The organism is Paraglaciecola sp., from assembly GCF_039943935.1.
GTDB lineage: Bacteria > Pseudomonadota > Gammaproteobacteria > Enterobacterales > Alteromonadaceae > Paraglaciecola.
On record NZ_JBDUZQ010000016.1, the window covers coordinates 23273 to 36513 of the forward strand.

Below are 13241 nucleotides of genomic sequence, written 5' to 3' on the forward strand. Positions count from 1 at the left end.
CAATTTAATGTGACGTTTGTTAGAATTAATTACTTTTTTAACAAGCTAAGGCTTTACAAAAGCTGTGGATATGATTAGAATTCCGCACCATTTTTAACCGAGCTGGATACATAGTGTACCGGTCCGATAAAGTTTATATTATTTTTTGAGGTGAGATTTTAATGCCAATCGTTAAAGTTAGAGAGAACGAACCTTTTGATGTTGCATTGCGTCGTTTTAAACGTTCATGTGAAAAAGCAGGTGTACTTTCGGAAGTTCGTCGTCGCGAATTTTTTGAAAAACCTACTTGGGAACGTAAACGTAAAAAAGCAGCTGCAAAGAAACGTCTTTTGAAGAAGTTATCTCGCGAAAACGCTCGTCGCATCAGATTGTACTAGATCTCTTCTATTAAGCGCGTTAATAGACTTGACGCGCTTTTAGTCGTTTTATCATATATTCAGTTTCATTGAGTCATTCCATGTCTTTATTAGATGAATTAAAAAATGCACAAAAAGAAGCAATGCGCGCCAAAGACAAAATTCGTCTTGGTACTATTCGCATGGCTCTAGCAAGCATTAAACAGCATGAAATTGATGGTCGCACAAATCCAGATTATGTCGCTATTGATAATGATGGTGTGCTTGCAATATTGATAAAAATGGTAAAACAAAGAAAAGATGCTGCAAGTCAATATGAAACTGCTGGTCGTCAAGATTTACTTGATGTTGAACTCGCAGAGATTGCTATTTTACAAGACTTTTTGCCTAAGCCCCTTAATGATGAAGAGATTGATAATTTAATTGTTCAAGCTATTTCAGAGTCTGGAGCTTCAGGTATGAAAGATATGGGTAAGGTCATGTCTTGGTTAAAACCCAAAGTTCAGGGCAGAGCTGACATGGGCCAACTTAGCGGTAAAATCAAAGTCAAGCTTAATGCCTAACACCTAGTAATCTGAATACACATCCTAAGAAGCCGCATTAAATGCGGTTTTTTGTTTTTTTCAAGAAAATTTTGTCTCAGTAGACAAAGCTCTATGGCATTATATTAACCTGTTTTAAAAATTGAGAAGGTCCCATGTCTGGTCGTATTCCTCGTGAGTTCATAGATGACATTATTGCTCGCACAGACATAGTAGAAATTATTGATGGTCGAGTCCCACTAAAGAAAGCTGGGCGTAATCATCAAGCTTGTTGTCCATTTCATAATGAAAAAAGTCCCTCATTTACGGTTAGCCAAGATAAACAGTTTTATCATTGTTTTGGATGCGGTGCTCACGGAAATGTCATAACATTTTTAATGGAATTCGACCGCATAGAATTTCCAGAAGCAATTGAGGAACTCGCTCAGTATCACAGCATTGAAGTACCGAGAGAAAAAGGTAGCTCTCCTGCTCCAAGCGCCGCTCAAAAACAGCAAAAAGAAAACGATTACGATTTGATGGAAAAAGTCGCAAAATATTTTTCGCAGCAACTTAAAATCCATCCAGACAAAGATAAAGCCGTTGGTTATTTAAAAAATCGAGGCCTAAGTGGGGAAGTTGTCAAAGCCTTTGATATGGGTTTTGCACCTCCCGAGTGGGACTCAATACTTAAAACCTTTGGAATTAGTCCGGAGTACCAACAACAGTTACTCGACCTTAAACTCATTACAGAAAACGACAATAGGCGCAGATTTGATTTCTTTCGTGATCGTATTATGTTTCCTATACGGGATAAACGAGGCCGCGTCATTGGATTTGGCGGCAGAGTTCTAGAAGATGGCGGACCTAAATACCTCAACTCTCCAGAAACTCGTATTTTTCATAAGGGACACGAGTTATATGGTTTTTATCAAGCAAAGCAGGCTCATCGTAACTTAGAAAAAGTCATTATTGTTGAAGGTTATATGGATGTTGTAGCGCTAGCACAGTTTGGAATTGACTATGCTGTTGCGTCATTGGGTACAGCTACAACAGCTGAGCATATTCAAATGTTATTTCGTTCTACCAACGAAGTCATTTGCTGTTACGATGGTGACCGAGCTGGTCGAGAAGCCGCGTGGAGAGCTTTAGAAAGTGCGCTTCCCTTCTTAAAAGATGGTGTCGAAATGAAGTTTTTATTTTTACCAGACGGCGAAGACCCAGATACCTTAGTTCGTCAAATAGGTAAAAACGAATTTGAAGACAAACTTAAAACAGATTCAGTACCGCTTTCTAGATTTTTCTTTGATAATTTACTAAAAAGACATCATGTGGGTAGCTTAGAAGGAAAAGCCGCACTAAAAACGGAAGCCACTCCGCTGATTGAGCAAATTGTAGGGGACAATATTCGAGATATTTTGATGTCTGACTTAAGTAATTATATGGGTGAGCAAAATAGACACAGGTTAGAGCGTGATATAGCCAAAGCCAATCAGCACAAAGGACCTCAGAAATTAGACTTTAATAGGCTTAACAAAAGCACTATATCTCCCGTTAGAATGATGCTGAGACTGTTGTTAGATGAACCTAGTTTAGCTTCAGCCTCACCAACCACTGACCTGTCTGTATTATCTGCCGTAAATATACCAGGGCTAGATCTCTTAATTGAGCTTTATCAATATTGTAAAGCCTACCCGACTGCAAAAACTGCAAATGTATTAGAGTATTTTAGAGAACATCCTCAGGGTCCACATTTACCAAAGTTATTAGCATGGGAATATGCAGAGCAAAACCAACAAAAAGTCTTTGAAGACAGTTTTTCTAAGCTCCTAGATTGGCATCTTCAAAGCAGAATGGATGAGCTATTTTCTAAGTCTAGGGTAAGCAAATTGAGCGAAGATGAAAAACAAGAGTTAAACCTACTTGTAAAAGAACAAAAATGACCCAACATATAGCCGTATGCATAGTGAGTCTGCTATACTGGCGAATTCGCTGAAGTCGCAGTATGAAGTAATTATTACTGGGTAAATGCAACAAGGTACAGTACAAGTCCTCCCTAGGAGTGGCTTCTATCAATATTCAATCAAATTCGAGAAGTGTAAGTTATATGGTGCAAAGCAAGCAGTCGCAGATAAAACTCCTCATTGCTAAAGGTAAAGAACAGGGCTATTTGACTTTCGCGGAAGTTAACGACCACCTCCCACAAGACATTGTAGATTCTGATCAGATTGAAGACATTATCCGCATGATCAACGATATGGGGATTAAGGTATTCGAAACGGCCCCTGATTCAGACGAACTTTTAATGCAAGAAAGTGATACTGATGAAGAAGCTGCAGAAGCCGCAGCTGCTGCATTAGCAACAGTTGAAAGTGAAATTGGTCGCACAACTGATCCAGTTCGCATGTACATGCGTGAGATGGGTACAGTTGAACTATTGACCCGTGAAGGCGAAATCGTTATCGCCAAACGTATCGAGGAAGGTATTAATCAGGTTCAATGCTCTGTAGCTGAGTACCCTGAAGCCATTACTCATTTGCTTGATCAGTGGGATTTATTTGAAGCTGAAGAAATTCGCCTTAGTGATATCATCATTGGTTTTGTTGATCCAAACGAGCAAGACGTAGCCCCAACTGCAACTCACGTGGGTTCTGAGTTATCTGAGGAAGAATTAGAAGACGAAGACGGTGACGATGATGATGAAGACGAAGAAGAAGAAGATACGGGCCCAGATCCTGAATTAGCACGTGAAAAATTCACAGCTCTTCGCATTCAATACGAAAAAGTACGAGATATCATCGACGCTAAAGGTAGATCTCATAAAGAATCTCGTGTTCAGATTAATGAGTTAAGTGAAGTATTTAAAGAGTTTAGGCTTACGCCTAAGCAATTTGATCGCATGGTTAAAAACATGCGTGGCATGATGAATCGAATTCGTGTGCAAGAACGTATAGTGATGAAACACTGTGTTATTACTGCAAAAATGCCGAAGAAAGATTTCATCAAAGCTTTTTCTGGCAACGAAACCTCAACTGATTGGTTATTTGAAATATTGGACTCTGCATTGCCTTATGCAGAAGAGATGCGAGCACACCAAGAAGAACTTGAGCGTGCAATTAGCAAAATGAATACAGTAGAAGAAGAAACTGGATTAATTATTGCTGATATCAAAGATATCAACCGTCGCATGTCAATTGGCGAAGCAAAAGCCCGCCGAGCTAAGAAAGAAATGGTTGAAGCAAACTTACGTTTGGTTATTTCAATCGCGAAAAAATATACAAACCGAGGCTTACAATTCTTAGATCTAATTCAAGAAGGTAACATCGGTCTAATGAAAGCAGTAGATAAGTTTGAGTATCGTCGTGGTTATAAGTTCTCAACTTATGCTACTTGGTGGATACGTCAGGCTATCACTCGCTCAATTGCAGACCAAGCAAGAACAATCCGTATTCCTGTACACATGATAGAAACGATTAATAAATTAAATCGTATATCTCGTCAAATGTTACAAGAAATGGGACGTGAGCCATCTCCTGAAGAGCTATCTGAACGTATGTTAATGCCTGAAGACAAAGTTCGTAAGGTGTTAAAGATAGCTAAAGAACCTATTTCTATGGAAACACCAATTGGTGATGATGAAGATTCGCACTTAGGTGACTTTATCGAAGACAGTACAATTGTTCAGCCTTTAGACTCAGCCACCGGCGGTAGTTTAAAAGATGCCACTCAAGAAGTTCTAGCTGGTTTAACTGCACGTGAAGCTAAAGTATTGAGAATGCGATTTGGTATCGACATGAACACTGACCATACCCTAGAAGAAGTCGGTAAACAGTTTGATGTAACCCGAGAGCGTATTCGTCAAATTGAAGCAAAAGCATTACGTAAATTACGTCACCCTAGCCGTTCTGAGCAACTAAAAAGTTTCTTAGACGAATAAGGATAATCAACAAGATAACAAAGCCTCAGCAAATGCTGGGGCTTTTTTTTATGTATTATTTTTTGTAAGGTAATTCAATAATTAGTTATTAAAGCAACGTTTAATGAATATTTTCGATTATGCCATCATCGCCACCTATCTAGCTGGGCTATTGATAATGGGTTTTACGTTTAGAAAACAAGTAAATACAGAAGACTACTTTTTAGCTAATAACCAGCTAGGATGGAAGCCCTTATCTTTATCTATCATGGCAACACAGCTTTCTGCAGTTAGCTTTATATCAGCCCCTGCTTTTGTGGGCTTACGAGAAGGTGGTGGACTAACCTGGCTATCATACGAACTAGCACTCCCTTTAGCTATGTTGGCGCTACTATACTTTATTCTACCTACCCTCTATCGTGCTGGTATCATCACTGTATATGACTTTTTAGAAAAACGCTTTGGACGTTCATCCCGAGTGTTAATCAGCATCGTGTTTCAAATTAGCCGGTCTTTTGCTACTGCTATTATGATTTATGCTATTTCTATTATTCTTCAAAGCACCATGGGCTTAGCATTTTGGCAAAGTGTCTTACTAATTGGAGTCATCACACTTATCTACTCACTGCAAGGAGGTATGAAAGCAGTGGTGTATGGCGATGCTGTACAAATGGTACTGATCATTACAGGGGCATTAATCTGCTTGGGGTTTGGCCTTTATAACATCGGTGGCTGGACAAATTTTACTGAGCTTGTTGATACACAAAGGCTTACAACACTCAATATAGACTCAAATGGATTTGATGGTGAAGGTTTTGGATTATTGCCCATGATTTTTGGTGGCATCGTTCTTTACGCCTCTTATTATGGGTGCGATCAGTCAGAAGCTCAGCGTTCGTTGGCGGCAAAAAGCCTTAGCGATCTAAAAAAAATAATAATGACAGCTAGCTTCTTACGTTTCCCGATCACCTTAATTTATTGTTTAGCAGGGTTGATAATAGGCACATTGGCTTTAACCACTCCCGAGTTCATCTCTCAAATTCCTGTTGAACATCCAGATTGGATGATGCCAATTTTTATTGTTAACTATTTACCAAACGGTATTTTAGGTTTGCTGCTCGTCGCAATCTTAGCTGCTGCTATGTCTTCTTTAAGCTCTGCTATTAATAGTTTATCTGCAGTTAGCATTGAGGATTACTGCAGAGTGACAGGGAAAACATTATCATCAGAGGCGTCTATAAGAGTCGCAAAGTATGCGGGTATATTTTGGGGAGGAGTTACCCTTAGTTTATCTTTTTTTGCAGGAGATATTGCGCCCACAATAATAGAAGCCATTAATAAAATTGGATCTGTTTGCTATGGGCCAATTTTAGCTACCTTCTTAATAGCGACCTGTACTTCAGGTATAACAGCTAAGCAGGTAAATATTGGTTTAATCCTAGGTGTAGTCAGTAATATTTATCTATGGCTTTATCAACCGCATATTTTTTGGTTTTGGTGGAATCTAAGCGGTTTTATTTGCACTATTAGTATCGCTTGTTGTTTATATCTGTTGTCTTCTGAATCAACAAAGCAGTCATTTTTTACTGCTCGGTTAAAAGTACTAACTACAGCCAACACAACAGCGCTAATAGTTTGGTTTTTCAGCCTTTTAGGGTTTTGTTTTACAATACAAAGCCTGTTTTTGTAATGAACAAAAGCAGGCGTTTTATTAATCTAATTCACCTTTTCGATAGGGAATATCTTTTTCTAGCTGTTCAATAGTGTTTCCTCGCTTATTAGGAGAACCTGTATTTTTAGCAAACAAATAGTAAGCAGTCGGCACAATATAAAGGGTTAGGAATGCTGAAATTAATACTCCCGCACATATTACAACACCTATGACCGTACGACTTTCAGCCCCCGCTCCCGTTGCCAAAACCAATGGAAGTGAACTAAAAACAGTGGTAAAACCAGTCATCACTATGGGTCTTAACCTTTGAGAAGCGGCCGTTCTCAATGCTTTCTCAAACTCCATACCCGCATCTCTTAACTGGTTCGCAAACTCTACAATTAAAATACCATTCTTAGCTGCCAGACCAATCAACATAACGAGCCCTATTTGACTGTAGATATTGAGGGTCATGCCGAACAGGTATAAACCAACAAACGCCCCAACTAGAGCAACAGGAACCGTTAGCATAATAACTAAAGGATGGATCCAACTTTCAAACTGAGCCGCCAAAATCAAATATGTGACAACTAGAGCCAAAGCAAAGATAAAGAGAATAGAGTTACCAGACTCTTGATAAAGCTGAGACTCTCCTTTGTAGTCAATAGACACAGGATCAGAAATTTCAGTTTTGACGATGTCATTTAAGTAATCAAGTGCCTCACCAACCGTATAACCATCAGCTAAGTTTGCACTTATGGTAATACTTCTCATACGGTTATAACGATTTAACCTTGCAGAGGTAGCTCTTTCACTGACAGACAGCAAATTGTCTAATGGTATTAACTGATTACTCTGCGAAGAGCGCACATAGATATTTTCTATACTTTGCGGGCTGCGATAATCAGACTTCTCCCCTTCCATGATTACATCGTACTCTTGACCTTTATCTAAATAGGTCGATACGCGCCTTTGGCCTAACATGGTCTCTAAGGTGCGGCCAATATCGCTAATAGATACGCCTAAATCAGCGGCCCTATTTTTATCAATATTTACTAACAACTGAGGCCAAGTTTCTTTGTAATCAGAGTCAACTCGAATTAAATTAGGATTAGCTCGAGCTTTCTCTAATACAATATCTCGCCAACGAACTAAGTCTTCATAGGTATTGCCTTGAAGAACAAATTGAACAGGTCTGTTTAACCCACCTCCCCCAATACCGCTTCGCATAATAGCGAACGCCCTTACATCAGGAATGGCAGCTAACCTTTTACTCATTTCATCCATAACTTCAAAGGTTGAGCGTTTTCTTTCTCTGTCAAAAGGCATACCAACAACCCCGATCCCACCCGTCCCACCAAACCCTGGTGTACGTACTAACACCCTATCAACTTCACCGTTAGCTGAGTACTCCATTAAAATGTCTTCAATCTTTTTCATATTTGCAGAGTTATTCTCGAAACTAGAACCTTCAGCGGTTTGCACTCGAATGAAAAAGTTACCTCTATCTTCTTTAGGTACGAACTCTCCCGGTAAAATCTGGCTCAATTTGAACAAAGCAATAATACTAACTCCGACTAACAACACCATGAGAAATGGCTGATGTATAGTCACTCCTAACCCATTGTAATAGCCTTTTTCAATGCGCGTAAATTTACGGTCAACCCAATATGAAAAGCCGCTTTTCTTGTTGCGTTTTTTTAACAACAAAGAACACATCATGGGAGAAAGTGTTAAAGCTGTAACACTGGAAAACGCCACAGCTGCGGCTATAGCCAAAGCGAATTCAGTAAATAATCGGCCTACGTTACCTTGTAAAAAGACGAGTGGAACAAAAACAGCAATCAGCACTAATGTAGTTGCAATAACGGCAAAGCCAACCTCTCGGGCCCCTCGATAGGCAGCAAGAATAGGAGGCTCACCCAATTCAATTCTTCGTGATATGTTTTCAAGTACAACAATAGCGTCATCTACAACCAGACCTATCCCTAAAACCAGAGCTAGCAAGGTCAATAAATTGATTGAAAACCCAAGAGCATACATCACAATAAATGCGGCCACTAAAGATACAGGTACAGTTACTGCTGGGATTATGGTCGCTCTCACATTTCCTAAGAATACATAGATAACTAAAACCACCATTAACATGGCGATAGCAAGAGTTTCATATACTTCATTTATTGAAGCTTCAATGAACACTGATGAATCATAGCTGGGCACAATAAAAATATTATCTGGCAGGGTTTCTTCTATTTCTTGAATGGCTTTCTTGGCTTCTCGAGCCACTTCAAGGGTGTTAGCTTTTGACTGTTTAATTATACCTAAACCAATCATATTCACACCGTCACCACGAAACTCAGTTTCATCGTCATCGGCGCCTAATTCAACACGTGCTATTTCCCCTAACTTAACTAAGTAGCCATCAGCGCTGGCTTTAACAGTCAAATTAGCGAAGTCTTCAGGAGTTAAAAAACTACGGGCAACTCGTACTTCAAAGTCACGATTAATTGATTCGATTTCCCCAGCAGGTAGCTCAACGTTTTCAGAACGAATAACATTTTCTACGTCAGCTACAGTGATTTGCCTGGCTGCCATTGCATTTCGATCAAGCCATACTTTCATAGCATAGCTGCGGCCACCACCAATCCGAACCCTAGCAACGCCATCGGCTACAGATAGACGGTCAACGATAAAGCGATCTGCATAATCAGTCAGTTCCATAACCGATAAATTATCACTGCGTAAGTTGTACCAAACGATAACATCATCATCTGAAGTTGACTTTGATACTTCAGGGGGATCGGCCTGGTCAGGTAGGTTATTTAATGCTCTACTGACTCGCTCTCTAACATCATTTGATGCCGCATCAATATCTCTGGATAAATTAAATTCAATAGTAATTTGAGAACGTCCATTTCTGCTAGTCGAAGTAATACTTTTGATCCCTTCAATACCGCTAATCCTATCTTCTAACAACTGAGTAATGCGGGTCTCAACGATTGAAGATGAAGCTCCGGTGTAATTAGTGTTAATTGATACAATTGGAGGGTCTACATCTGGATATTCTCGCAAACTTAAAAAAGTAATTGATACAATACCAAATACCACTAGAACTAGATTAACAACGGAAGCAAAAACCGGTCGTTTAACCGAAATGTCAGATATAAGCACGGTTAAACCTCGCTATCATTAACAACATTAACACTAGACCCGTCTCGCAATTTTAAAGTCCCTTCAATGACCACAATATCGCCTACCTTTAATCCACCTATTATCTGCACAATACCGGGTTTTCTATCCCCTATCTCAACTTCTACTTTCACTGCTTTATCATCTTTAATCACAAATACAAACTGACTATCTTCTAATGGAACTAAGGCACTTTCAGGTAACACCAAGGTATTCAAGACTTGTTTTTGTAGCAATATTTGCAGCAACATCCCTGGACGCAACTTTAAGTCTTGGTTATCAATAACAGCTCGCACTTTTACAGAACGAGTCGAAGGGTCAACTCTTGATCCAACACTTGCGATTGTGCCTTCAAAAATTTCACCCTCATAAGCAATAGAAGTAGATCTGATTTTCTGTCCTATCGCGATGCTAGATAAATGCACCTCAGCGACATCGAAATCGACTTTTATAGTACTTAAGTCATCTAACGTCGTAATCAAGTCACCGGGTTTAACAAATGCACCGATACTCACTTCTCGAACACCTAACAAACCATCAAACGGCGCTTTTATCTGCAACTCATCAAGTTCTGTTTCAGACACAATATACTGTGCTTTTAAAGATTTAACTCTAGCCTCTTGCTCATCAAGTAATTGTTCAGATGCCACATTACTTTTGGCTAAATCGCTAACTCGTTTTAGTTGGCGTTCAGCTTCTTTTAGACTCACATCCAATTCAGCAATACGTGCTTTTTCGACTTTGTCATCTAACTCCAACAACAATTGCCCTTTTTTAACAACATCGCTATCGTTAAAATGAAGCTGTTGCACAATGTCAGAGGTTTGTGCAGTAATCATCACAGATTCATTTGCAGTTGCCGTTCCTAGAGCCTCAACCAAAATTTCAAACTCTTCCTTTTTAACAACATGAGACACGACACTCGCGGCAAAGCTAGGCCGAGACTTCTCTTCAGAGTCTTTCGGTAAATACAAATACACAACCAACGCAATACATACGCCAAGGGCAACTAAAAGGGGAGAAAACTTAAGTCCTTTAGACATTGAAATAACCTTTAAAAATAGCGAGCAATTTAACCACCCGAAAAACATGCCATGAATGACACAAACAATTTATTATGGGGAAGGATAATTTAGTGTGATAATGACGTATCCAAGATAAGTCTTTATAGCCAGAATGTTGCAAAATAGATCACTCATAACTTTACTGATTAATTTACTACTCATAACAGGGTGTAGCAAAGAAATTCCAGCGAATCCCATGTGTAGAATTAAACAATCTCTAAACGAATTAGCCCCAGCTCAAGCAGCATGCCTGATTGTAAAAGATAACAAAATATTAGTTCTTCGACACAAAGATAACGACGACTGGCATATACCACAAGGCAAAGCGCTGAAATCTACAAGTGCCCAATGTACAGCACATAGTGTTGTCTGGAAAAATACTGGATTAAACGTAGAAGTAGGCGAATTATTGTTAACAGACTCTAGCAATACTCAGTACTTTGCTTGCCGATTGACTGACAAACTTTCCCAACAAATTGAAGAGTTAAGTGTTCCTGAATGGGCGAATAGAAATGTAGCTGATGTGTCATTTGTTGATCCATATGCACTGACTAATGACAATTTTTCTGGGACAATTGTACTGCATCAACTACGGGAAGCATTCGTATCAATAGAACAATCTGAGCCCACTAAATAAAGGCTTTAAGCAGAGACCATTCATCAGTATTTTTAAAAAATATAAGCAGAAATAATACTTAGCAGTCTTTTTAATTAACAAATTTTATACATTTATATCTATAATGGTCCGATGACTTCATTTTATAGAGACTTATGATGCCTCAATATACAGCCCCAATAAATGATATGCAGTTTGTGTTACATGAATGGTTACAACTATCTGACCACTATCAAGCTCTAGGGCTCCAAGATTTTGATCAAGACCTAGTAAATGAAATACTAAATCAAGGTGCAAAATTTGCCGAAGAAATCATCGCCCCACTAAACCGTGAAGGCGATGAGCAAGGCGCAAAGCTTATAAATGGTGATGTTGTGACGCCTGACGGCTTTGCAAATGCGTACAAAGAATACGTTGCGAATGGCTGGAACGCGATGCTAGGTACAACTGATTATGAAGGCCAAGATTTACCCAACACTATGGCTGTACCCGTACATGAAATGCTTGATTCTGCCAACGTAAGTTGGCGCTTGACCGGCATGCTCAATGAAAGCGCAATTTTAGCAGTGACAAAACATGCTAGTGATGAGCTAAAACAAACTTATTTAGCAAAATTAATATCCGGTGAATGGACAGGAACTATGTGCCTAACTGAGCCCCAAGCTGGAACAGACTTAAGTTTACTGAGCACCAAAGCAGAACCTAATAATGACGGCAGTTATAATATTACGGGCAGTAAAATTTTTATTTCATCGGGAGATCAAGACTGGACTGATAACATTTTACATCTAGTGCTAGCTAGGCTTCCAGATGCCCCTGCAGGAGTTAAAGGAATAAGCTTGTTTCTGGCTCCTAAGTTTTTGCCTAAAGATGATGGTTCGTTGGGAGACAGAAACTCTGTCACCGTTGGCAGTATTGAGAAGAAAATGGGCTTAAAAGCTAGTCCAACCTGTGTGATGAACTTTGACAGTGCAACTGGCTATCTAGTAGGAGAAGAAAACGACGGCCTAGCATGTATGTTCACTATGATGAATGACGCTCGTTTTCAGGTTGGCCTGCAAGGATTAGGCATCGCCGAAGCCTCTTATCAAGGTTCGTTGGTATACGCAAGAGAGCGTTTTCAATCTCGTGCTCCCCAAGGCATTCAAGCGCCAAATAAAAAAGCGGACTCAATTATTCACCAGCCAGATGTTCGTAAAATGCTACTCACTCAAAAATCGATTGCAGAAGGCTGTCGAGCTTTGGCATTACTTTATGCCCAGCAAATGGATATAGAAAGGTTCGGAACTGATTCAAATAAACATAAAGCTAAAAACGTAATTTCTTTTTTAACACCAATCGTCAAAGGATTCATGACAGATATGGCCACTGAAATGAGCAACTTAGGTATTCAAGTATACGGAGGCCATGGCTATATACGCGAGTGGGGTATGGAACAATTAGTACGAGATGCCAGAATTACTCAACTTTATGAAGGAACAAATGGGGTTCAAGCACTAGATCTAATATCTAGGAAACTTGCCCGTGACAAAAATAACGTATTGCAAGATACATATGAATTGTTCAGCAGTAAGATCTCTCAAATGACAAACCTGAGTGATAAAGAGCGCGCCACAGAATTACTAACGGAATGGCACACTACGGCAACTGCAGTCAAAGAACTTAGCACTGTTGATTTAGCCGCAAGTGCCTATGACTTCATGAACTATAGCGCCTACAGCCTACTCGGCGTTATTTGGTTAAGCATGGCCGACATGGCTAAAAAATCATCAAATGAAAGTATGAAATCTGGTAAAGCGAATACTTGTGCGTTTTACTTAAAACGTATTTTGCCTAGAAAAGAGTTGTATAAAACCAACTTACTAGACTCAGCCGAAGATATAATGGTGTTAGCGGATAAAGAGTTCGATTATTTATAACCTCCGGTT

Annotated in this window: 9 protein-coding genes; 7 read left to right on the plus strand and 2 right to left on the minus strand. The window is 39.4% G+C overall.

Annotated features, from left to right (window positions below; genetic code table 11):
* The first annotated feature begins 161 nt into the window (after window positions 1-161).
* The 5 genes from rpsU (at window position 162) to ABJD71_RS09040 (ending at window position 6483) form a co-directional block, all read left to right on the plus strand.
* The gene (gene rpsU / locus ABJD71_RS09020; RefSeq protein ID WP_006991319.1) at window positions 162-377 is read left to right on the plus strand and encodes a 30S ribosomal protein S21; all 216 of its coding nucleotides are present in this window, start codon (window positions 162-164) and stop codon (window positions 375-377) included.
* 80 nt (window positions 378-457) lie between these two features.
* Window positions 458-919: a GatB/YqeY domain-containing protein gene (locus ABJD71_RS09025; RefSeq protein ID WP_348167729.1), complete on the plus strand. Its 462-nt coding sequence runs from the start codon at window positions 458-460 to the stop codon at window positions 917-919.
* 134 nt (window positions 920-1053) lie between these two features.
* Window positions 1054-2820: a DNA primase gene (gene dnaG, locus ABJD71_RS09030; RefSeq protein WP_348167732.1), complete on the plus strand. Its 1767-nt coding sequence runs from the start codon at window positions 1054-1056 to the stop codon at window positions 2818-2820.
* 134 nt (window positions 2821-2954) lie between these two features.
* Window positions 2955-4814 (plus strand): RNA polymerase sigma factor RpoD, encoded by a 1860-nt coding sequence (gene rpoD, locus ABJD71_RS09035; protein ID WP_348168099.1) that lies wholly within the window; start codon window positions 2955-2957, stop codon window positions 4812-4814.
* A 103-nt stretch (window positions 4815-4917) separates the two neighbouring features.
* Window positions 4918-6483 carry a sodium/solute symporter gene (locus ABJD71_RS09040; protein ID WP_348167735.1) on the plus strand — a complete coding sequence of 522 codons (1566 nt, stop codon included), beginning with the start codon at window positions 4918-4920 and terminating at the stop codon, window positions 6481-6483.
* A 21-nt stretch (window positions 6484-6504) separates the two neighbouring features.
* On the opposite strand, the gene ABJD71_RS09045 is transcribed toward ABJD71_RS09040, so the two are convergent.
* Both ABJD71_RS09045 and ABJD71_RS09050 read right to left on the minus strand, forming a co-directional pair.
* The gene (locus ABJD71_RS09045; protein ID WP_348167738.1) at window positions 6505-9615 is read right to left on the minus strand and encodes an efflux RND transporter permease subunit; all 3111 of its coding nucleotides are present in this window, start codon (window positions 9613-9615) and stop codon (window positions 6505-6507) included.
* Window positions 9616-9617: 2 nt separating this feature from the next.
* Window positions 9618-10676 carry an efflux RND transporter periplasmic adaptor subunit gene (locus tag ABJD71_RS09050; protein WP_348167740.1) on the minus strand — a complete coding sequence of 353 codons (1059 nt, stop codon included), beginning with the start codon at window positions 10674-10676 and terminating at the stop codon, window positions 9618-9620.
* A 217-nt stretch (window positions 10677-10893) separates the two neighbouring features.
* Between ABJD71_RS09050 and ABJD71_RS09055 the strand changes: the two genes are divergently transcribed.
* Both ABJD71_RS09055 and ABJD71_RS09060 read left to right on the plus strand, forming a co-directional pair.
* Window positions 10894-11334: a hypothetical protein gene (locus ABJD71_RS09055; protein ID WP_348167742.1), complete on the plus strand. Its 441-nt coding sequence runs from the start codon at window positions 10894-10896 to the stop codon at window positions 11332-11334.
* 137 nt (window positions 11335-11471) lie between these two features.
* Window positions 11472-13232 carry an acyl-CoA dehydrogenase family protein gene (locus ABJD71_RS09060; RefSeq protein WP_348168102.1) on the plus strand — a complete coding sequence of 587 codons (1761 nt, stop codon included), beginning with the start codon at window positions 11472-11474 and terminating at the stop codon, window positions 13230-13232.
* The last annotated feature ends 9 nt before the right edge of the window (window positions 13233-13241 follow it).